General features: G+C 62.3%; 18 protein-coding genes and 4 tRNA genes. 17 read left to right on the top strand and 5 right to left on the bottom strand.

Features of this window, described 5'->3' with window-relative positions; translation table 11 throughout:
- Positions 1-16 precede the first annotated feature (16 nt).
- Genes asnB through B3H47_RS09605 form a run of 3 tightly spaced genes read right to left on the bottom strand, consistent with a single transcriptional unit; the run spans position 17 to position 3,683 of the window.
- A complete protein-coding gene (gene asnB / locus B3H47_RS09615; RefSeq protein WP_286986835.1) occupies positions 17-1,933 on the bottom strand; it encodes an asparagine synthase (glutamine-hydrolyzing) in 1,917 nt (638 codons plus the stop codon).
- A gap of 8 nt (positions 1,934-1,941) precedes the next feature.
- The gene (moaA, locus tag B3H47_RS09610) at positions 1,942-3,078 is read right to left on the bottom strand and encodes a GTP 3',8-cyclase MoaA (protein WP_286728488.1); all 1,137 of its coding nucleotides are present in this window, start codon (positions 3,076-3,078) and stop codon (positions 1,942-1,944) included.
- A gap of 56 nt (positions 3,079-3,134) precedes the next feature.
- Positions 3,135-3,683 carry a phosphatase PAP2 family protein gene (locus tag B3H47_RS09605; RefSeq protein ID WP_276707819.1) on the bottom strand — a complete coding sequence of 183 codons (549 nt, stop codon included), beginning with the start codon at positions 3,681-3,683 and terminating at the stop codon, positions 3,135-3,137.
- Between the two features lie 177 nt (positions 3,684-3,860).
- Between B3H47_RS09605 and B3H47_RS09600 the strand changes: the two genes are divergently transcribed.
- From B3H47_RS09600 to B3H47_RS09590, 3 genes are read left to right on the top strand one after another with little or no spacing between them, the layout of a single operon-like run.
- Positions 3,861-4,643, top strand: a complete 783-nt coding sequence (locus B3H47_RS09600; protein WP_286728487.1) for an SDR family oxidoreductase — start codon at positions 3,861-3,863, stop codon at positions 4,641-4,643.
- A gap of 11 nt (positions 4,644-4,654) precedes the next feature.
- Positions 4,655-5,092, top strand: coding sequence for an acyl-CoA thioesterase (locus B3H47_RS09595; protein ID WP_286986834.1), 438 nt, complete (start codon positions 4,655-4,657; stop codon positions 5,090-5,092).
- Positions 5,093-5,114: 22 nt separating this feature from the next.
- On the top strand, positions 5,115-7,127 hold the full coding sequence (locus B3H47_RS09590; RefSeq protein WP_286986833.1) for an acetoacetate--CoA ligase: 2,013 nt from the start codon (positions 5,115-5,117) through the stop codon (positions 7,125-7,127).
- A gap of 4 nt (positions 7,128-7,131) precedes the next feature.
- On the opposite strand, the gene B3H47_RS09585 is transcribed toward B3H47_RS09590, so the two are convergent.
- Positions 7,132-7,974: a squalene/phytoene synthase family protein gene (locus B3H47_RS09585; protein ID WP_286986832.1), complete on the bottom strand. Its 843-nt coding sequence runs from the start codon at positions 7,972-7,974 to the stop codon at positions 7,132-7,134.
- Between the two features lie 170 nt (positions 7,975-8,144).
- Here B3H47_RS09585 and B3H47_RS09580 point away from each other — a divergent pair.
- The 14 genes from B3H47_RS09580 (at position 8,145) to B3H47_RS09515 (ending at position 20,639) form a co-directional block, all read left to right on the top strand.
- Positions 8,145-8,231: transfer RNA gene (locus tag B3H47_RS09580), tRNA-Leu, on the top strand.
- Positions 8,232-8,289: 58 nt separating this feature from the next.
- Positions 8,290-9,624 (top strand): trigger factor, encoded by a 1,335-nt coding sequence (gene tig, locus B3H47_RS09575; RefSeq protein ID WP_276708797.1) that lies wholly within the window; start codon positions 8,290-8,292, stop codon positions 9,622-9,624.
- A 251-nt stretch (positions 9,625-9,875) separates the two neighbouring features.
- Positions 9,876-10,484, top strand: a complete 609-nt coding sequence (gene clpP / locus B3H47_RS09570; RefSeq protein WP_013106041.1) for an ATP-dependent Clp endopeptidase proteolytic subunit ClpP — start codon at positions 9,876-9,878, stop codon at positions 10,482-10,484.
- Between the two features lie 28 nt (positions 10,485-10,512).
- Positions 10,513-11,775, top strand: coding sequence for an ATP-dependent Clp protease ATP-binding subunit ClpX (gene clpX, locus B3H47_RS09565; protein ID WP_286986831.1), 1,263 nt, complete (start codon positions 10,513-10,515; stop codon positions 11,773-11,775).
- A 112-nt stretch (positions 11,776-11,887) separates the two neighbouring features.
- Positions 11,888-14,308: an endopeptidase La gene (gene lon / locus B3H47_RS09560; RefSeq protein WP_286986830.1), complete on the top strand. Its 2,421-nt coding sequence runs from the start codon at positions 11,888-11,890 to the stop codon at positions 14,306-14,308.
- 75 nt (positions 14,309-14,383) lie between these two features.
- Positions 14,384-14,459, top strand: a tRNA-Ala gene (locus B3H47_RS09555).
- A 29-nt stretch (positions 14,460-14,488) separates the two neighbouring features.
- Positions 14,489-14,564: transfer RNA gene (locus tag B3H47_RS09550), tRNA-Glu, on the top strand.
- 23 nt (positions 14,565-14,587) lie between these two features.
- Positions 14,588-14,664, top strand: a tRNA-Asp gene (locus B3H47_RS09545).
- 261 nt (positions 14,665-14,925) lie between these two features.
- On the top strand, positions 14,926-15,423 hold the full coding sequence (locus B3H47_RS09540; RefSeq protein WP_286986829.1) for a hypothetical protein: 498 nt from the start codon (positions 14,926-14,928) through the stop codon (positions 15,421-15,423).
- A 140-nt stretch (positions 15,424-15,563) separates the two neighbouring features.
- Positions 15,564-15,872 carry a hypothetical protein gene (locus B3H47_RS09535; RefSeq protein WP_286986828.1) on the top strand — a complete coding sequence of 103 codons (309 nt, stop codon included), beginning with the start codon at positions 15,564-15,566 and terminating at the stop codon, positions 15,870-15,872.
- A 370-nt stretch (positions 15,873-16,242) separates the two neighbouring features.
- Positions 16,243-19,128: a hypothetical protein gene (locus B3H47_RS09530; protein ID WP_286986827.1), complete on the top strand. Its 2,886-nt coding sequence runs from the start codon at positions 16,243-16,245 to the stop codon at positions 19,126-19,128.
- Positions 19,129-19,154: 26 nt separating this feature from the next.
- A complete protein-coding gene (locus tag B3H47_RS09525; protein ID WP_286986826.1) occupies positions 19,155-19,631 on the top strand; it encodes a hypothetical protein in 477 nt (158 codons plus the stop codon).
- Positions 19,632-19,728: 97 nt separating this feature from the next.
- Positions 19,729-20,055 (top strand): hypothetical protein, encoded by a 327-nt coding sequence (locus tag B3H47_RS09520; protein ID WP_286986825.1) that lies wholly within the window; start codon positions 19,729-19,731, stop codon positions 20,053-20,055.
- Positions 20,052-20,639 (top strand): DUF6036 family nucleotidyltransferase, encoded by a 588-nt coding sequence (locus B3H47_RS09515; RefSeq protein WP_286986824.1) that lies wholly within the window; start codon positions 20,052-20,054, stop codon positions 20,637-20,639. The genes B3H47_RS09520 and B3H47_RS09515 overlap by 4 nt, the downstream gene beginning before the upstream one ends.
- Here B3H47_RS09515 and B3H47_RS09510 read toward each other — a convergent pair.
- Positions 20,636-21,889: a hypothetical protein gene (locus tag B3H47_RS09510; RefSeq protein WP_286986823.1), complete on the bottom strand. Its 1,254-nt coding sequence runs from the start codon at positions 21,887-21,889 to the stop codon at positions 20,636-20,638. The two genes, B3H47_RS09515 and B3H47_RS09510, sit on opposite strands and share 4 nt — an antisense overlap.
- Positions 21,890-21,905: the final 16 nt, after the last annotated feature.

Here is a 21,905-nt window from a genome sequence, read left to right as displayed (position 1 = left end):
GCGGGTTCGCGAAGGGTCAGCGCCGGATGAACTGGTCGTGCAGAAGCAGGGTGGAGAGCATGCCGACAAAGGCCATATTGTCACCAAAGCCGATGACTTTTCCAGCGCGTGCCTTGTCGAACAGGCGGATCGCCGCCTGCGGGTCGAAGTAGCCCGCATTTTTGAGGCGCGCCACGCTGAACAGGTCGGCCACGTAATCGACGGGTTCGCCATTGTGAAAAAAACTCTGGCTGTCGGGGGCGCGGTAAGGTTGCTTGGTGCGATGGCGCAGCGCGTCGGGCAGCAGGCCGTCCATACTGCGTTTGAGCAGGTATTTCTCCACCAGTCCCATGAGTTTGTAGCGCGGAGGAAGCTGGCTGGCGAAGGCGATCAGCCGGTGATCGAGGAAGGGAAAACGGGTCTCGATGGACTGCGCCATGGCCATGCGATCGCCCTGCGAACACAGCAGATAGCCCGACATTAGGGTATGCGCCTCGATGTACTGATCCTGGCAGAGCGGCTCCCAGCGGGAGATGTCGGCGGGGAGTTGCGCGGCGAGGGTGGCGATGGGGTCGGCCGCCGTGGCCGCGGCGCGCCATTCCGGCGACAGAAAACCGGTGATGCGTCGCGTGGTGGTCCAGCGCGGCAGGTGGGCGAACCAGGGCTCGCGGAAATGCGCTTCGCCTTCGCGGAAAAAACGCTCGGTCATCGCGCGGCCGGCGGCCGGGGAGTGTTTGAGATAGGGGTAGAGGCGTTCGAGCAGGCGAGGGCGCCAGCGCGACGCGGGCTGCCGGGCCATGAAGCGGCGCACCCGGGCTTCTTTGAATAGGTCGTAGCCGCCGAAGACTTCGTCGGCGCCTTCGCCGGTAAGCGCCACCTTGTAGCCCGCGGCGCGCACCCCGGCAGCCAGCAGCATCATGGGCGCGGGGGCCGTGCGCACGATGGGTGTCTCAGTGTGGGCGATGGTGCGAGGGAAGGCGGCGGCGATGTCGGCGCGGGTGCAGTGCACCGTGGTGTGATCGGTGCCCAGGTGGCGCACGAGTTGCTGCTGCCAGGGGCTTTCGTCGAATTCGGCGTCGTCGAAAGTGAGGGAAAAAGTGCGCAGCGGCGTGTCGGTGTAATGGCGGATCAGGGTGGTGATGATGGATGAATCGAGGCCGCCGCTGAGATAGGCGGCCACGGGCACATCGGCGCGCAGTTGCAGCCGCACCGCGTCGATCAGCAGGTCGCGCAGCTCGTCGGCGCAGGCGGCGGCCGAGCGCCCGTCTTCGATCGGGGCTGGGGGAAAGCTCCAATCCCAATAGCGGCGCGTCTGCGTGCCGCGTGCGTCGACCGACATCACATGGCCGGGCGGCAGAGACTCGATGCCCTCGAATACGGCGTGCGGCGGCAGGGGCGCCCAGTAGGTGAAGACTTCGCCCAGCGCTTTCGCATCCAGACGGCGCGGCACTTCGGGCAGGGCGAACAAGGCCTTGACCTCGGAGGCAAAGGCCAGGCCGCCCGGCACGCGAGTGTGAAACAGCGGCCGGATGCCGGTGCGGTCGCGCGCCAGCAGCAGGCGCTGACGCGGCACGTCCCATAGGGCGAAGGCGAACTGGCCGTTGAGCTGATCGACCAGCGCATCACCGTGGTCTTCATACAGGTGCACCAGCACTTCGGTATCGGACTGCGTGGCGAAGCGATGGCCGCGCCGCTGCAGCTCGGCGCGCAGCTCGATGTAATTGAAAATCTCGCCGTTGAAGACCACCCACACCGTGCCGTCTTCGTTGCACATCGGCTGATCGCCGCCGGACAGGTCGATGATGCTCAGGCGGGCGTGGGCCAGACCGATCGGCCCTTTGTTGTAGAACCCCTGCTGATCAGGCCCGCGGTGGTGCAGCTGGCCGATCATCGCCGCAAGCTGCGCGGGATCGATGGGCGCGTTCCAGTTCAGACGTCCGGCGATGCCGCACATGGCCGCTTTCAGCCGCCGATGTAAGACATCTCAACCCTGCGCTCGGCGCGCTGGGCCAGGCCTGCCGCCGTGCCGCGCAGCAGGGAATATCGGTCATCGCGCGCCGTCCAGACCTGCGCCAGCGCGGCGCGCAGCTGCTCGTCGCTGACCGGGGCCAGGCCGCTGCGCGGATCGCCGCGCAGCAGGGCGCGCACGTCGTGGCCGTGGGTGGCGAACAGGCAGAGGTAGAGCTTGCCTTCCATCGACAGCCGGGCGCGGTTGCAGTCGCCGCAAAAGGCGCGGGTCACGCTGGAAATCACGCCGATCTCACCCGCGCCATCGTCATAGGCCCAGCGCTGGGCGGTTTCGCCGGCGCTGTGCGGCTCCAGCGGGTGCAGCGCATGGGCGGCGTGAATGCGGTCGATGACCTGTTGCGACGGCAGCACTTCGTCCATGCGCCAGCCGTTGGTGTTGCCCACATCCATGTATTCGATGAAACGCAGCACCACGCCGGTGCCGCGGAAATGTTCGGCCATCGGTAGTATCTGCGCGTCGTTGGTACCGCGCTTGACCACCATGTTGACTTTCACCGGCCCGAGGCCCGCGGCTAGGGCGGCGTCGATGCCTCGCAGCACTTCGGCCACGGGGAAGTCGACATCGTTCATCTGACGGAAGGCCGCATCATCCAGCGCGTCGAGGCTGACGGTAACGCGATCGAGCCCCGCCTCCTTGAGCAAGGTCGCCTTGCGGGCGAGGATGGAGCCGTTGGTCGTCAGCGTCAGTTCGGGCGCCAGACCCTCCGGGGTGCGCAGGCCGTGCAGCATCTTCACCAGTCGTTCGAGGTTTTTGCGCAGCAGCGGTTCACCGCCAGTGAGCCGGATTTTGCGCACGCCAAGGGACATGAAAATCCGGGCCGAGCGGGTGATTTCCTCGAAACTCAGCAAGTCGGCATGCGACAGGAATTCATAGTGCTTGTCGAATATCTCTTTCGGCATGCAGTAGGTGCAGCGAAAGTTGCAGCGGTCGGTCACCGAGATCCGCAAATCGTGCAGAGGGCGGTGAAAACGGTCGGTCGGCTGCTGCGGCGTACTGCCGGTGTCGGCAGGGACGGACGGCACGCTTGTCGCGTAATGATGGTCGACGATGGGAATGATGCGTTCGGACATATCGCCATTATCGACAAAGCGGGCGGGCGCCGCGCTGTTTCGGCCCCCGGGCCTGTTCACATCACGGAAATTCGCAAGGCGAGGGCGAAGGTGGCGAGCAGCATGCCGAGCACCGCGCCGACGAGGACATCGGAGAGGTAATGCAGCCCCAGAATCAGCCGCGAAGCAGCGATCAACAGGGCAAACGGCACAGCAATCCAGCCCAGTATCGGGGCGAAAAACAGGATCTGCAGGGTGAAGTTCACCGCATGCAGGGTGTGGCCGGAGGGAAAGCTGAACTGATCGAGCGGGGGTTCGCTGAGCACGATGCGATGGCAATGTTCACTCGGGCGCGGACGGGCCGCCAGACGCTTGATCGACCAGTACAGGCCGGTGCCGATGAACGTGGTCACGATCATCCAGAGAATCGGCGAGATCGCCTCGCGCCCATCGAGCCAGAGCAGCAAACACAAAATGGCCGCCCAGCCCCAGCCGTTGCCAAGGCGGCTGATGGCGGAAAAGAAGCGGCGCACCCAGGCCTGCCGACTCAAACGATTGGCCGCAAGGGTCAAGCCTTCTTCCCATTGCAGATAACGCTGAAGCAAGCTGGGCTGTCGCTGTTGCATGGTTGATCTGGGGCGCGGTTGCGGGATGGAGGAGGCGTGGCAAGATTGTTGCACTGCAGACTTAGCCACGGTCGAGCCGACGCGCATCTCGGCTGCCTCTACCATTGTGTCATCAGCGCAAGGCAGTCAGCCAGGAATCGACGGACGGCCTGCTGCGCTTTATTCTCAAGGATAGACATGGCATACACCATCGAACTTTCGGGCCGCGTCGCCCTGGTCACCGGAGCATCGAGCGGGCTCGGCTGGCGATTTGCCGAGGTACTGGCGCAGGCGGGAGCCGCCGTGGTGCTCAGCGGTCGGCGCATGGAGCGGCTCAAGGAGCTGCGGGCCCGCATCGAAGGGCAGGGGGGCGACGCCCATGTGGTCGAACTCGATGTCACCGATACCGCCAGCATCCGCGCGGCGGTGGCGCATGCCGAGACCGAGATGGGGCCGATCGACATTTTGGTGAACAACGCGGGCATTTCTGCGCAGCAAAAACTGCTCGACGCCACGCCCGAAGATTTCGATGACGTTTTCGGCACCAATGTGCGCGGAGCCTTTTTTGTGGCGCAGGAAGTGGCGCGGCGCATGGTGGCGCGTTCGCTGGGCGTGACGCCGGGCACCTGGGCCGGCGGGCGCATCATCAACGTGGCCTCGGTGGCCGGGCTGCGAGTCATACCCAAGCTGGGGGTCTATGCCATGAGCAAGGCCGCCGTGATTCACATGACGCGGGCGATGGCGGTGGAGTGGGGCAAGTACGGCATCAATGTCAACGCCATCTGTCCCGGCTATATCGATACCGAGATGAACCACCATCACTGGCAGACCGAGGCGGGCCAGCGTCTGATGCAGATGCTGCCGCGCAAACGCCTGGGCAAGCCCGAAGATCTCGACGCCATGCTGGTCATGCTCGCCAGCGGGCAAAGCAGCCTGGTCAACGGCGCCATCCTGACGGCTGATGATGGCTTTGGCATCTGAGGAAAAGCCCGATGCGATTCGAAATCCCTGAACAAAAACAACTGGTTCACACCCTGACCCTGCCCATACGCTGGGGCGATATGGATGTGATGGGCCATGTGAACAACACGATCTATTTCCGCTACATGGAAATCATCCGCCTGGAGTGGCTGCGCGAAACCGGCGTACCCGCCAACCCCGCAGGCCTGGGGCCAGTGATCGTCAACGCGTTCTGCAATTTTCAGATCAAATTGAAGTACCCCGGCGAGGTGCTGGCGCGGCTCTACACCACCGATGTGGGGCGTACCAGCTTTGACACCTACACCTTGCTCAGCCGCACCGACGATCCCGACACGATCTACGCCAGTGGCGGTTCGCGCGTGGTCTGGGTGGATTTTCCGCGGCGCAAGAGCGCGCCCTTGCCCGATAGGCTGCGCGAATTGCTCACGCAGCATGCCGACTCAAACTGACCTCTATTCGAGAGATTGCGTCATGCCAGATTCCGAAACCAACCAGCCGCTTTGGTTGCCCTCGCCGCAGCGCATCGCCGCTTCGCACGTCGAGGCATTTCGTCATTGGGTAAATGAGCGCCACGGCCTGCATTTGCAGACTTACCAAGACTTGCTCGATTGGTCGATCGCCGAGCAGGCCCATTTCTGGGACGCGGTGTGGGAAACCTCCGGCGTGATCGCCGAGCACAAAGGCGAGCGGGTGCTGATCGACGCCGAGCGCATGCCCGGCGCGCGATTCTTCCCGGACGCCCGCCTCAACTTCGCCCAGAACCTGCTGCGCCGCAATGACGATGCCATAGCGCTGCATTTCTGGGGCGAAGATCAAGTGCAACGCCGCCTGAGCTGGCGCGAATTGCACGCCGAAGTCTCTCGGCTGCAGCAAGCCTTGAAGCATTGGGGCGTCCAGCCCGGAGACCGGGTTGCGGCCTATATGCCCAATATGCCCGAGACGGTGATTGCCATGCTCGCGGCCACCAGCCTCGGCGCCACCTTCACCTCCGCTTCGCCCGACTTCGGGGTGCAAGGCGTGCTCGATCGTTTCGGCCAGACCCTGCCCAAGGTGCTGATTGCCTGCGACGGCTATTTCTACAACGGCAAAACCTTTTCCAACCTGGAGAAGCTGGCCGAACTCGTGCCGCAATTGCCCTCGCTGGTGAAAACCGTCATCGTGCCCTATGTGGCACAGGCGCGCGGGCAAAGCTTGAGCGTGGCGGCGATTGCCGGCGCTCAGGTGTGGGAGGATGCGCTCGCGCCATTGACCCCGCAGGCGGTGCAATATGCGGCGCAGCCCTTCGATCATCCGGTCTACATCCTGTATTCGAGCGGCACCACCGGGGCGCCGAAATGCATCGTGCACCGCGCGGGCGGGGTGCTGCTCAAGCATCTGGCCGAGATGCGGTTGCAGGCCGATATTCATCCCGAAGACCGCGTGTTCTTTTTCACCACCTGCGGCTGGATGATGTGGAATTGGCTGATGTCTGCGCTCAGCCAGGGGGCGACGGTTTGCCTTTACGACGGCTCGCCCGGTGTGCGCGACAACGCCATTTTGTTCGACTACGCCGATGCGGTGGGCTTCACGCATCTCGGCACCTCGGCCAAGTTCATCGAGGCGCTGGGCAAGTCGGGTATCGCGCCGATGCACACGCACCGCCTCACCGATCTTCGCACCCTCATGTCGACCGGCTCGCCGCTGGCGCCCGAAGGCTTCGACTACATCTACGGCAAGGTGAAGGCCGACATCTGCCTCAGTTCCCTGTCGGGCGGCACTGATCTGGTGGCCTGTTTCATTGCCGGGTCGCCCATGAACCCGGTCTGGCGCGGCGAGATTCAGGCCTGCGCTCTGGGCATGGCGGTGATCGTGGCGGGCGACGACGGCAAGCCCCTGCCGGACGGGCAAAAAGGCGAGTTGGTCTGCACCAAGCCCTTTCCCTCCATGCCGCTGGGTTTTCTGGTGGACGGCAGTCTGGAAAAAGGCGCCCAAAAATACTTTGACGCCTACTTCGCGCAGTTCCCGAATGTATGGTGGCATGGCGACTACATTCAGCGCACGTCGCATGGCGGCTACATCATTTTTGGCCGCTCGGATGCAACGCTCAATCCCGGCGGCGTGCGCATCGGCACGGCGGAGATTTACCGCCAGGTCGAGCGCATCGACGCGGTGCTCGAATCGATCGTGATCGGCCAGAACTGGCCACCCGGTACTTACGGCGATGTGCGCGTGGTGCTGTTCGTGCGTCTGCGCGACGGCTTGGTGCTCGACGAGGCGCTGATCGACGCGATCAAGCGTGAGATTCGCAACAACACCACGCCGCGCCATGTGCCCGCGCGGATCGTGCAGGTGCACGATATTCCGCGCACCAAGAGCAACAAGATTGTGGAAATCGCGGTGCGCAACCTGATTCACGGCGACCCGGTGAAAAACGTCTCGGCGCTGGCCAATCCCGAAGCGCTCGACGAATACCGCGCCTTGCGTGCCGAACTTGAGCGGGCTTGAACGGCTAATTTCTGCGCCGTAAGGTGCTGGTGCGGCTGATCCAGAGCTTGCGCAATGGCGTCAGGCTGATGCGCTGGTGTAGTACCGCAAAGTCGGCCCGCTCGATTTCGATCAGCAGCGCCTCCGTCATGGCGCCCAGAGCCAGTAGAGGTGCGGTCTGTGCGGCAGGGTAGGGTGTGAGCGCGCCGCGAGCTGTGCTCAAAGCCGTGCGGGCCAGTGTGGTTTGTTCCTGCAGCAAGGCACGAATGGGCGGGCTGACCACGCGCTGCTGCAAGTCCACCGCCTTGACCCCGTGCCGCTGCAGGGCATCGAGCGGCAGATACACCCGGCCCTGCGCGACATCGCGCCCCAGATGCCGGATGTGACTGGTCATTTTCAGCGCCACGCCCAGTTCCTCCGCTGCGTCCAGGGCGGGGGGTGCGGTCAGCCCCAGCAGCGCTGCCGCATTGCGCAGCGTCTGCCCGCTGCCCGCCCGGCAATAGTGCACGAGCGCGGCCCGATCCATCCACCGGTTCTGTCGCAGGTCGATGTCCACGCTTTCAATCAGGCCGAGCAGCGCCTGTGGCCGCAGACCCTGATCCCGAAAACATCTCCCGAGAGCACGCAGGGAAGGGTGCTCTGCCCGATCTTGATCGAGCGCCAGCATCTGCGCATGCCACCAGGCCAGCTTGGCTTGTGCGACAGCCGGGTCGCTGACCGTGGTGACGATGCTGCGCACCTGCACATGCACGTCCAGCAACAGCGTCAGCGCCGCACGGCGCGCGGGCGGGCAGCGTTGCAGCGCGTAATAAGTCGACGAGCCGGGGGGCGGTTTGGCGCAGGAATCAGGGATTTGAGGCGGGGGCATGTTGAGCACTGCATCAGGCAGGCTGGAGGCAGCTAGAATAGCCGATTGCCCAAGAATCAATGCCGCAGTGAATAGGCCGCACTGAATAGCCGCCTTCCGAGGTGAGCCCCAGTTGAGACCGAGTTGAAACATAAGGCGCGAGCGTAAAGTTTTTGGCGACAGATCACCCCGCGAGGGTGGCGAAATTGGTAGACGCACCAGGTTTAGGTCCTGACGCCTTCACGGGCGTGGGGGTTCGAGTCCCCCCCCTCGCACCAACCGGCAAGCGCAGGCTTGGCGGTCTTTGATCCCTTTTTTGAACACTGGACTTTCCCCATGACTGTCGAAACCCTGGACAAACTGCAGCGCCGTGTGACCGTGACCGTGCCCAAGGCCGCTGTGCAGAACGAAATCAATTCCCGCCTGAAGAATCTGAGCCGCACGCTGCGCCTGCCCGGCTTCCGCCCGGGCAAAGTGCCGATGTCCATGGTGACGCAGCGCTACGCGCCGTCCGTCGAGATGGAAGTGCTGCAAGACAAGATCGGCAACGCGTTTTACGACATCGCCACCAGCGCCCGTCTGCGCGTGGCGGGGGCGCCGGAATTCAGCCCCAAGACCGAAGGGATCGAAGCGGACGTGATGGCGTTCGATGCTGTGTTCGAGGTCTATCCCGACGTGCAGATCCCGGATCTCTCCACCCAGGCTATCGAACGCGTGACCGCCGAAGTGGACGAGGCCGCCATCGACAAAACCATCGAAGTGTTGCGCAAGCAGCGCACCCAGTTTGTGACGCGTGGCGAAGCCGCGCCGAACGGTCAAACGTCCGAAGGGCTGGAAGTGCAAGATGGAGATCGCGTCACCGTCGATTTTGAAGGTCGCATCGACGGCACCGCTTTCGAAGGCGGCAAGGCCGAAGGTTTCACTTTCGTTCAGGGCGAAGGCCGCATGCTGCCCGAGTTCGAAGCCGCCACCAAAGGGCTGCAAGCCGGGCAAAGCAAGATTTTTGAACTGCACTTCCCTGAGGACTATCAGGGGCGCGCCGTTGCCGGCAAGACGGCGCAATTCACCCTGAAAGTCACCCAGATCGAATGGCCGCTGCTGCCCGAAGTCGATGCCGATTTCGCCCGGGCCTTGGGCGTTGAAGATGGCGACGTGCAGCGTCTGCGCGACGATATCCGCAGTAACCTGAGCCGCGAAGTCAAATCGCGTCTGACGCAGCGCAACAAGCTGGCCGTCATGGATCTGCTGCAAAAAGCCGTTGCGGTCGATCTGCCCAGCGCGCTGGTGCAAAACGAAGTGAATGAGTTGATGGCCAGCGCCCGTCAGGATCTGGCCGAGCGCGGTATGAAAGATGCCGACAAAGCTCCGCTGCCGCCCGAATTGTTCAAGGAGCAGGCTGAACGTCGCGTGCGTCTGGGCCTGATCGTTTCCGAGTTGGTCAAGCACCACGATCTGCAAGCCAAGCCCGAACAGGTGCGCGCCTACGTCGAAGAACTCGCCGCCAGTTACGAGCAGCCACAGGATTTGGTGCGCTGGTACTACGCCGATCAGGAGCGCATGGCACAGGCCGAAGCTATCGTCATGGAAAACAACGTGACCGACTTCGTTTTCGCACAGGCGCAGACGACGGACAAATCGCTCGGTTTCGATGAGCTGATGGGCCAGAACTGAGCCCGTTGGTCATATTGATGAGCGCCCCAGGGCCGGGCTGCGCCCAGCCCGCGCCCGCAGGCAGGGGTCAAGGAAACTTGGGGCGGCCCTACGTTTCCTTGAGAGCCGCTGTGCGCCCAGGCGTGCAGCGGCTTTTGTGTTTTAAGGACGCTGTTGCGCCCACCGCAAACCCGGTGCGGAAATCCCCCACGCTGGCATCGGCAGGGCAAAGTGCGTGCTAATCTGTGTCCACCTTCACGTTTTTTTCTTCCATGAGCGCTACTGACATTCAAAACCTGGGCCTGGTGCCCATGGTCATCGAGCAAAGCGGCCGCGGTGAACGCGCCTATGACATTTACTCGCGGCTGCTGCGCGAGCGGGTGATTTTTCTGGTCGGCCCCATCAACGATCAGATGGCCAATCTGGTCGTGGCGCAATTGCTGTTTCTCGAGTCGGAAAATCCCGACAAGGATATTTCGCTCTATATCAATTCGCCCGGCGGCTCGGTGTCTGCCGGCATGGCGATTTTCGACACCATGCAGTTCATCAAACCCGACGTGTCCACCTTGTGCACCGGCATTGCCGCCAGCATGGGCGCCTTCCTGATGGCGGCTGGCGCAAAGGGTAAGCGCTACTCGCTGCCCAATTCGCGCATCATGATTCATCAACCCTCTGGCGGAGCGCAGGGCCAGGCGACGGACATCGAGATTCAGGCGCGCGAAATTCTCTATCTGCGCGAAAGACTCAACGGCATTCTTGCCGAGCGCACGGGCCAGACCCTTGAAAAAATTGGCATCGACACGGAACGCGACTTTTTCATGTCGGCCGACGAGGCCAAGGACTATGGCCTGATCGACGAAGTCATCTCCAAGCGCTCCTGATCCTCACCCTCCAAGTAGATACACGCCCATGGCTGAGAAAAAATCATCTTCCGGTGAAAAGACCCTGTACTGCTCGTTCTGCGGAAAGAGCCAGCACGAGGTCAAGAAACTCATCGCCGGCCCTTCGGTCTTCATCTGCGATGAGTGCATCGACCTGTGCAACGAGATCATTCGCGATGAAGTGACTGCAACGGACGCCAATGGCAAGGTGGTGAACTCCGATTTGCCGACGCCGACTGAAATCAAGGCCATTCTCGATCAGTATGTGATCGGGCAGGAGGCGGCCAAACGCATTCTGGCAGTCGCGGTATACAACCACTACAAACGGCTCAAGCACATCGGCCAGACCAGCGATGTCGAGCTGGCCAAGAGCAACATTCTTCTGGTGGGCCCTACGGGTTCCGGCAAGACACTGCTGGCGCAGACGCTGGCCCGGTTGCTCAACGTGCCCTTTGTTATCGCCGACGCCACCACGCTGACCGAAGCCGGTTATGTGGGCGAAGACGTCGAGAACATCATTCAAAAGCTGCTGCAGAACTGCAACTACGAAATCGAGCGGGCGCAGCGCGGCATTGTCTACATCGACGAGATTGACAAGATCTCCCGCAAATCGGACAACCCCAGCATCACGCGGGATGTGTCGGGCGAGGGCGTGCAGCAGGCTTTGCTCAAGCTCATCGAAGGCACGATGGCTTCGGTGCCGCCGCAAGGCGGGCGCAAGCATCCCAATCAAGATTTCATTCAGGTCGATACGACCAATATTCTGTTCATCTGCGGCGGAGCGTTCGACGGTCTGGAAAAGGTGATCCGCAATCGTTCCGAGAAGTCGGGCATCGGATTTTCGGCCACGGTCAAGACTCAGTCTGAGCGCAGTGTCTCCGAGACTTTCCTTCAGGCTCAGCCGGACGATCTCGTCAAGTTCGGCCTGATTCCCGAACTGGTGGGGCGTCTGCCGGTGGTGGCTGCACTCGAAGAACTTGACGAGCCCGCGCTGATCGAAATTCTCACGGCGCCCAAGAATTCGCTGGTCAAGCAGTACCAGAAGCTGTTCGAGATGGATGGCATCAAGCTGGAGTTTCGCCCGGCCGCGCTCGATGCGATTGCGCACAAAGCGCTTGAGCGCAAGACCGGTGCGCGCGGGCTGCGCTCCATCGTTGAACAGGCGTTGCTTGACCTCATGTTCGACCTGCCCAATGCGCAAGGCGTGGCGAGCGTCGTCGTTGACGAAAACGTGATCACGTCAGGCGCCAAGCCGCTGCTCATCTACCAGGATGCGGCGAAGGCGTCCTGAGCCTGACGACAGCCAGCAGGCGGTTGCAAGCGCAGCAGGTCGCCAGTATCGCCGGCTTGCAAATTCAGCCTGAGTCCCCATCTGCACACCAACTTATTTTCGGGTGACCTACATGTCAGATACCCCTGAGCAAAACACCGACCTCACTGCGCTGCCGCTGCTGCCTCTGCGCGATGTGGTCGTTTTTCCCCATATGGTGATCCCCTTGTTTGTAGGGCGTCCCAAGTCGATCAAGGCGCTGGAATCGGCCATGGAAAGCGGCAAGCAGATCATGCTGGTCGCGCAGAAGGCCGCGGCCAAAGATGAGCCCAAGCCCGACGATTTGTTCGATGTGGGTTGTCTTTCGAGCATTTTGCAGATGCTCAAGCTGCCCGACGGCACGGTCAAGGTGCTGGTTGAAGGCGCGCAGCGGGCCAGCGCCCTGAACATCCGGGACAACGGCGACTATTTCGCCTGCGAAGCTGTGCCTATCGAATCCAGCTCGGAAACCAGCGCGGAATCCGAAGCGATGCGGCGTGCGGTGGTGGCGCAGTTCGACCAGTATGTGAAGCTGAACAAAAAAATCCCGCCTGAAATTCTCACCTCGATTTCCGGCATCGACGATCCGGGCCGTCTGGCCGACACCATCGCCGCGCATCTTCCGCTCAAGCTGGAACAGAAACAGTCTGTGCTCGATCTGCACGATGTACATGCGCGTCTGGAAAATTTGCTTGAACAACTCGAACGTGAAGTCGGCATTCTTCAAGTCGAAAAGCGCATCCGTGGTCGGGTGCGCCGCCAGATGGAAAAAAGCCAACGCGAGTACTACCTGAACGAACAGGTCAAGGCCATCCAGAAGGAGTTGGGCGAGGGCGAAGACGGCGCGGACATCGAAGAGATCGAGAAAAAGATCAAGGCTGCGCGCATGCCCAAAGAGGCCAAGAAGAAAGCCGAAGGCGAGCTCAAAAAACTCAAGCTCATGTCCCCGATGTCGGCTGAAGCCACGGTGGTGCGCAATTACCTCGACGTGCTGATCAGCCTGCCCTGGTCCAAGAAGAGCAAGGTACGCCACGATCTGGCATTTGCCGAGGCGGTGCTGGAGGAAGATCACTACGGCCTTGAAAAGGTCAAGGAACGCATCCTGGAATATCTCGCGGTTCAACAGCGCGTGGACAAGGTCAAGGCGCCGATTCTTTGTCTGGTCGGCCCTCCGGGGGTGGGCAAGACCTCGCTGGGTCAATCCATCGCTCGCGCGACCGGGCGCAAGTTCGTGCGCATGGCCTTGGGCGGCGTGCGAGACGAGGCCGAGATTCGTGGCCATCGCCGCACCTACATCGGCGCCATGCCCGGCAAGATCCTGCAGAGCCTGAACAAAGTGGCGGTTCGCAACCCTCTGTTCCTGCTCGACGAGGTGGACAAACTCGGCATGGATTTCCGCGGCGATCCGTCCTCTGCCTTGCTGGAGGTGCTCGATCCCGAACAGAACCACACCTTCAGCGATCACTACGTCGAGGTTGATTTCGACCTGTCCGATGTGATGTTCGTCGCCACCTCGAATTCGCTCAACATTCCCCCGGCGCTGCTCGACCGGATGGAGGTCATTCGTCTGGCCGGCTACACCGAGGATGAGAAGGTCAGCATCGCCCAGCGCTATCTCCTGCCCAAGCAGATGAAGAACAACGGGGTAGAGAAAGACGAACTCGACGTCACGGAAAGTGCCATTCGAGGCCTGATTCGCTACTACACGCGCGAGGCCGGGGTGCGCTCGTTGGAGCGTGAGATTTCGCGCATCTGCCGCAAAGCCGTCAAAGGACGCTTGCTGAAAACCTACACCGATCAGGTTGTGGTCACCGAAGACAACCTTCACGACTTCATCGGCGTGAGGCGTTTCAACTTTGGCATCGCCGAAAAACAGAATCAAGTCGGTCAGGTGGTGGGCTTGGCCTGGACCGAAGTCGGCGGCGATTTGTTGACCATCGAGGCTACCGCTATGCCCGGAAAGGGTGCCATTTTGCGCACCGGATCTCTGGGCGATGTGATGAAGGAATCGGTCGAGGCCGCTCGCACGGTGGTGCGGGTTCGCTCACGACGCCTTGGCATCAAGGACGAGTTGTTCGAGAAACGCGATCTGCACATTCACGTTCCAGAAGGCGCGACGCCCAAGGATGGTCCGAGCGCCGGTATTGCCATGACGACTGCGATCGTCTCCGCGATGACGGGCATTCCCGTCAAGGCTGAAATTGCCATGACTGGAGAAATCACCCTGCGAGGTGAGGTGCTCGGAATCGGTGGCCTGAAGGAGAAACTCCTCGCGGCGCTGCGAGGAGGGATCAAGACGGTGCTGATTCCCGAAGAAAACGTCAAGGACCTGCAGGAGATGCCTGAAAACGTGAAAGCCAACCTGAGCATCATCCCGGTGAAATGGATTGATCAGGTCTTAGACCTGGCGCTTGAGCGCGTTCCCGTGGCCCTGGAAGACGAAATTCCCGCCAAGGCCGTTGAAGTGTCAGGCGCGCCTGTGGATGCGCCGGTTTCTGAGACCGCGCGTCACTGAGCGGGTCACCAAAAGCTCAACGAAATAGCGCTTGCAACGATGGAAAAAATCGGTATAGAATGCTGGTTTGCTTTCGGGGGTATAGCTCAGCTGGGAGAGCGCTTGCATGGCATGCAAGAGGTCAGCGGTTCGATCCCGCTTACCTCCACCAAGTAAATTCAAGCAATATTTGAAGGTTCAGTCCCCTTCGTCTAGAGGCCTAGGACACCGCCCTTTCACGGCGATAACACGAGTTCGAATCTCGTAGGGGACGCCAGATTCAACAAACCGAATCTGCATGGAGTGGTAGTTCAGTTGGTTAGAATACCGGCCTGTCACGCCGGGGGTCGCGGGTTCGAGTCCCGTCCACTCCGCCAATAAAATTAAGTAAATCAAGCACTTACAGAACAAGCCCGACCTAAACAGTCGGGCTTTTTTGCGCTTTGTGGGAGCGCATTCCCACTCAATTCCCATTTTTCGCGGCCTTTTGCTAGTTTTTGCATGTTTGGGCTTCCCACTGGATTCCCACAGGCTGCCAAATGGCCTTTGTTTTTATTTTTTTTCTGTTTTGTGTTCTTTGTCCCGTAGCCGAGCATAGACGCTTGACATTACGCCACTGGCAGGCTATATTTAATATTATGTGCAATCGTGACTTCCGCTTCGCTCGCAGGCAAGTCAGCCGGCCGCTAGCTCGGCTGGCGCGTGCGGCCCAGCTGCCGATTGTGTTCGTTGCACTGCTGGTTGGCATCGTGGGGCTAGACCTGCTGCTCACAGCCGGAAAGCTTGCGCACATGCACATTCACCTCGACCCCGTGGGGATTGCCCAGGCTATTGCGGTAGTTGCCGCAGTTGCGTTTGTCGGCGCTTTTGCTCTGCGCTTGCGCGGCGACCGCCTGCACCGCCTGGCGGAGCTTTCCGCCACAGCAGCCGCGCTGCAAACGTATGCCGCACAGCTGGCGCGCGCGCTGCGGCGCCACGCCGCCGCAGCACAGCACCACGCCGCCGCCGTGCTGCGCATCGCCCCCCACGAAGACCCGCAGGCCGCTGTGCTGGGCCTTGCCACCATCTGTATAGCACCGCGCCTCGTCGCGCAACGGCCCTATGCCGCCCGCGTCCGCGCGGGCATGCTGCATTGATCTGATCTAAACAAACGATCTCCCCCAGCCGCCCCGCGCACTCGCGCCGGGCGGCTTTTTTGCGCTCGCCCCGCCCACCCCCGCGCGATGGAGTGACGCCCTGAATCCGAATTGAGCGCCCCGGTTTTTTCGAGGCCAAAATGGATTCTGTAAAACTTTATACGCTTCGGGAGCTTGCTCCTGTTATTAAATTTGCCTACGCCGCGCTGCGCAACGCGGCACGGCCCGACCCGCACGACCCGTCACGCGGCACGCTGCACATGCGGTATGCGCAATTGCCGCTTTTCCGGCTCGGCGGCAAATCCTGGCTGGTTCGCGCCGCCGACGTGGACGCACTGATCAACCCGCCCGCCGACACCGCCGCCGCCGACGAGGCCCCAGCGGCCGCCGCCCGCAGGCCCGGACGCCCGCGCAAGGCGGCTGCCACCTCCACCGGAGGTGCGCAATGAACCCCGCCTTCGAAATTCACCGCGGCCTGCGGCAGATCGCGGCGGCGCTGAAACTGCCTACAGCGCCCGATTATTTGACAAACGCACAGGTCGCACGGGTCGCAGGGCTGAAAAACTCGCACACTCTCTCATCCAGCGTCGAGCGAGGCGTCCGGGCCGGCGATAAGCGCTGGACAGCGTATCGCGAGGTGATCAGGAAAGGCGCTCGCCGCGTCCCCGCCGTCGACGTCGCACGTTGGATGGCAATCTCCGCAGGCCGACTTCCAATGCCGCCTGCCGCGGCTTCGGGCACCCCCACCAGCGCGGGGTGCGCGTCCGTGCCTGGCCGCCTGTGGAGCGGACTGATCCACCGCTGCGAGGGGTGATCGCCATGCCCGCCGCCGACCAAGCGGCGGGCGTGGCCGTCGCCGCGCCTGCCGTGCCGCCCCCGCACATACCCATTCACCAACACGAGGTGAGCGGTATGTCGACCCCAACAAAAACCCAGATCGCCCGGCGCATCGCCGAGCTGCAGCCCACGCGCGCCACGATGTCCGCAGCGATGGCCGCTTATTTTCAGGCTCACGCATCGAAGATCGTCGAGATCGACGCTGTGCGCGAGGCGAACCGCAACGCGCGGGCTGAAGGCCGCGCAGGCGCCCCTATGCCTGCGCCACTGCCCCCGATGGGGGTGGCCGCGACCGTGGGTCTGGGCAAAAGCCACGCGGTCAAACAGATCGCCGATGCAGCCCGCGCGGCAGACCTGCCTGTCGTTATCCTCGTGCCGAACCACAAACTTGCCCAGGAGCACGCCGAGCGGTTGGCACACCTCGGCGCCGTGGTCTACCAAGGTCGGCGCGATCCCGCGGCAGGCAAGCCCAACGGCCCGCCCGTTGACCCAGGCGCGCACGCTTGCTACAGGCTGGTACAGGTCTCCAAGGCGGGCGATCAAAACCATCGGCCCGCCTTGGGGCTTTGCAGCAAATGCCCGAACGGGCAAGCTGCGGTTTTGCAGTACGTCACGCGCGACGAACTGCGCCGTCAGCGCGCAGAACAGTTTTTCAAGACGAATGGCATCGACCCGGCAGCGGTGCCGCCCTGTCAATTTTTGTACAAGGGACTGCCCGACCAGCTTGCCGCACCGATCCTGGTTGCGCCGGTGCAGGCATTTTCAGAGGCGATGGCCGCGTGGCGTGAAACCGACCCGGAAACCGGCTTTATCCTGCGCGAAGCCCAGCGGCTAACCATCGTCGATGAGCACATCGGCCTTTCGGCCGAAGTCGAAATCGGGGCGGGCGACATCAAAGTCTGGCGGAACCGTGTCGACGGCTTGGTCGAGCGGCTGGATCGCCAGATCGAATTCCTGCGAGGCAAGGACGCACTGAACGAGGCTGAGCAGGAAGAACTGGAGCAGGCGCGCGCCATGCGCGCCCTGACCCCTGAAATCGACGCGACGTTCCGTGACCTGGCGTCAAAAATCGCCGGGGACATCCCGCTGGGCGAGGATGCGCAGCACGTCATCAACCTGCAGAAAAAAGTCGCCAAGGTCGGGGCTTCAGTGGCTGGAACAGCGTCATGGGAAAAGGTCAGCTACCTGCGCGACGAAGACGACTTTTTCATCCCACTGCGCGCGCTTGCAACGTTGGCACGCAACCTTGCGGCAGGATCGGCCAGGCAGGAGAAGGGCGTGCTGTTCGCCTACGAAACCAGCCCGGTCATCGAGTGGGCGAGGGACAAAGGGAGCGTCATGTTTCTGGATGCGACCATGAGCCAGTCGATGCGGCGCCTCATTGAGTCCAGGGGTGGGTATATCCACGACGCCACGGACAGCCAGAACATGCGCGTAACCCGTGTCATGGGTCGGTTGTACAGCCGCGGCGGCGTGAAGAAGACCGACTATCCCATGAAGGCGAAGGCGCGGATGGAGGAAATCCGCGACCTGATCGCGCCGGGAATGGATAAGCCCGCAGCGATCATCACGCACAAGGCCTATCTCAAATATTCGCAGGAGGCCCACCAGTCCGACGATGCAGCCGACGTTGCGGCGATGGATTTCGAAGAGGGCACGGGCGTACCGATCGGGTGGTTTGGCAAGCACGACCGAGGTTTGGATAGCTGGGGTGGGCGACATTTGGCACTGGTCGGTATGCCCCTACTGTCGGAAGAATCGATTGCAGGCGCGTATGCCTGCACCCGCGCGGCCATGATTGACTGCGGCATTCCTATGCCCGAGTGGGACCGTGTGGTGGACAAGGACAAGCCCGACGCCGATGGCCCGCCAATGCCGGTCATGCCCGAGGTGCGGGCCTGGCTTTTGGACGAGTATGCCCAGGGTCTCGCGCAAGCGATCGGCCGCAACCGGGCGGTCAACCACCCGCGCGGCTGCAAGCCGCTGCAAGTCCACCTGTGGGGCGGACTGCAAACGCCAGAGATGGACGCGGCGCTGCAGCGGTACGGCGTCATGGTGCATGACCGGATGCGCAACCCGCATAGCGCGCCAGGGCCGAAGGTGGACGCGGGCGCGGTGGATGCAGCGGTCGAGATGGTGTTGGCGGCAGGCGGCCGTGTGAGTGAGCGCAGCGTGCGTGGCGCGTTGGTTGGACTGAGCCGCAGCGCATCGACCGAAGCGATCCGCGCACGCATCCGGGAACTCCGCGCCAGCGGTGCGATCCCAGCAGCAACCCGCGTGCGGCGAGACGATGCGTCCGACCCTGGTAAGGCCGACGGCGCGACGGAATCGGTTTGTGCCGCCTCTGCGCATATCCATGTAGAGGCGCTTGAATCCGACTCGCCCAAGATCGATGCCGCAGAGGCTTCTGCGCGCACCGAACCCCAAAAGCAGGGGCAAGAAAAGATCACCCACCCAACCTCAGTGACTGCGCCGAATTCCTATAAAGATACTAAGAGTGGGAACTCGGCGCAGTGCTGCGACAAACCAAACCACCAAAAACAGGGGCAAGAAAAGATTCTCTTTGCCCCTGCCTTTGACTTTGACTCTGGCGCGACAGCGCCAGGCTTGCTGCAGCTTCCGCCGACCGACGAGATCGCCGACGAGATCGCCGACATGCTGGCCGAAATCGCCGCCGAGATCGAGGCCGAACTGGCGGCGCAAGACGACGACGATCCAGACGACGACCCAGACGACCCCGGCCCAGGCGGACGGCGAGCGGGGCGAGATCAGCCCAGCGCCGACCCGCCGCCAAACCCGGCAGGCGCAGCTTTTGCCGCCTTGTCGCATATCCAGACAACAACGCGATCAACGGAGATATCCCCATGACTCAAGAACTAGACTACGCATCAAAATTGGCCGATGACGCCATCGAGGGGCGTCTGACGGCGCACGATGAGGCGCGGATGTTTGGACCGTGGGACGAGCCCGCTGAACGCGCGCCGGACTGGGCCTGCATGACCCAGGCTGAGATCAAGGCGGATCGCAAGAAAAAGGCGTCTGCGGCGATCAAGGCGCGGCATGCGCTCGTGAAGGCAGAATGGCTTCGACAAATCGGAGAGAAGCGCTGGGTCGATCCAGAGACCGCCAAGGCCTGCAAAGAAATGCGCGCCGAGATGATGGACGCGCGCGAGCCGACGGCGCAGGAAATGGGAATTTTCTTCTACCTGCGCGAGCCGATGCTGAAAGACCCGGCCTACCTGGTTGCCGCCTTTGATCGCTATGTTGAGGCCCCCATCCTCTTCGACCGGTGCGACACCATCGGCGCTGCACTGCACGCCATGCAACAGAAGTGGCGGGGCAAGCGCCTGGAAGAAATGACGGGCGGCTGAACCGCGAGGGCTTTTATGCGGAGTGGTGAGCGGCGCTGGCTCCGGCACTTGGTAGACATGTACAGCTAAAATCGCTCGCAGAAGGATGGGTTCAGCCATGAAATCGGACAGGGATGCGGAATTAGCTCTGCGGCGAGAAGCAAAAGCTGAAAAGGCTGTGATCGATGCGCGCTTGTTTGACATCCATCGCATTGCCTGCGAGCAATTTGCTTTGCCAGATGCACGCGAAGCTGTTCGTCATCGTGCGCAGTCGCAGGTCGATCAATGGGAGCAGGGCCATCTTTGCAGCCCCCGTTACATCGCCGCATGGAAGCGAATTCTTGGGTTGGATCCCAAAGATTTCCAAGCTGAAGTGCTGCGCACAGATGCCGAGGGCGTTGCCCTGCGGCAGAACACGCCTTTTGGCTTTCTTGCCAGGCGATGAATCGGCAAGACATTGAGTTGCTGCTGGAGCAGGCCAAGGCCGCAACGCGTCACAGCCACTACGTCATCATCGGCAGCTTGTCGATCTTGGGAGCGATAGATTCACCGCCGCCCTCGATGACTATGTCCGTTGATGTTGACCTCTACCCCAGAGACGATCCAGGGCGCGCTGGAGACATCGCCCGGCAATTGGGTCTTGGCAGTGATTTCGAGCAACTGCATGGCTTCTACGCAGACGCCGTATCTCCCCGCCTGCCTGCGTTGCCGACCGGATGGCAGAATCGCATGGTGCCTGTTGAATTCAAGTCAGGCGTAACGGCATGGTTTCTTGATCCCAACGACGCAGCGGTGTCGAAATACGCACGAAGCGATCCGCGTGATCGAGAATGGATCAGGGCCGGACTCGAAGCTGGCATTCTGTCCATGCCAACGATTGCCTATCGGCTTCCGTCCGCAGTGATGGATGACGACGAGGTGCGTATCGCAACACAAGCCATCCTCGAAGACAAAGCGTGGATGAAGTCAATCCAGCGACCGCCGAAAAGGTTCCGGCGAACAGACCGCGACCCCGGCGTCGAGCGTTAACCCCGATTCACCGCCGTCGCCACCGCAGCGCCCAAGAGCCTTGCCCAAGCCGCCGCCGTTGCAGCCTCCACACGCGGCGCTACAGCTCCGGCAGGCTCATACCAGAAGTTCGATACCCGCAGCACGACATCAGGCCGCTGCGCAAGCGCCTGCAGCCACGGCCAGGCGATCCCTTGGTCATAGCAAATCGCAGCCCAGGTGCGCACCCCGGCGATGGTCTGCACCGGCTCCCACCAGCGCGAAGCCGTGTAGGACTTCTCACCGTCCCACGGTTTCCACATCCCACCCGGCACCGGCGCTGGCGAAGCGAACAACACCGCATCGCCGCGCTGGCCAAGCCCGACCACCGCATCCAGATAGCGGCCATCCCAGTGCGGACGGTTTGAAATCACCGAAGCCCCGACCAACCACACATCGCCCGGGCGCATCGCAGCCCGAACCTGCGCCGCCGTACCCGGCCCCCAGGTTCCCGCCACATCCTCAGGCAGCACCACCACAAACCTTTGCTTTGCCCCTGCCTTTGACTTTGCTTTGGCGCGAACCACGGCAGACGCTTGATCGATCCACTGCTGATTGCGCGACACTTCGGTCATCACGTCGCCGGTTTCCCGCCCGACATGCGTATTCACCCCGAGCCAGCCGGCAGGCGGTTCGGGTGGCGTATAAGCGGCGTTCGCCCAGACGGACGCACCGGAAATCACGATAGACGCCACCATGGACAGCGTGAGGGCGTTGAGTGTTGAGGCCGGGCGCACCAGCACCGCCAGCGTCCACAGGATCGCCAGCCCAAGCGCAAAGCCGACAACGCCCAGGCCCGGAAACACCACACCGGCCACGGACAGCGGCGAAGCCCACCCCAAGAATCCGATAGGCGGCACCGCCTCGATCAGCAGCACCACGACGACGCGCCAGCCGCGGGACGCCCAAGCCCACGGCCCCGCCAGAATCAGGCTCGACAGCACCCAAAGACCGAGGCCAACCATCCATCCCGAACCAAAGAAACTCTGCACCTCGCCCGGCAGCGCCGAGCCGATGATGCCGAAGTAAGTCAGCGCGGACAGGAAGCGGCCCGCTGGACTCTCGGCCAGCAGGACGCCGACGATAAGCAGCGGCGAGCAGGCAGGCCCCAGTAGCGCGGGGCCAGGCAGCACCCAGGCCAGCGCGGCGACGGCGGGGAGTAATGCCGACAGCAGGCGGCGCAGGGCGGTGCGCCAAGGCAAAGTAGGGGCAAGGAAGAAGGTGGGCTTCACGGCAATATCCGATGCG

Origin of the sequence: Thiomonas sp. UBA7699, assembly GCF_002482605.1 — a bacterium.
In the GTDB taxonomy this organism is placed as follows: domain Bacteria; phylum Pseudomonadota; class Gammaproteobacteria; order Burkholderiales; family Burkholderiaceae_C; genus Thiomonas; species Thiomonas arsenitoxydans.
This window is presented reverse-complemented; position numbering and strand designations above follow the sequence as displayed.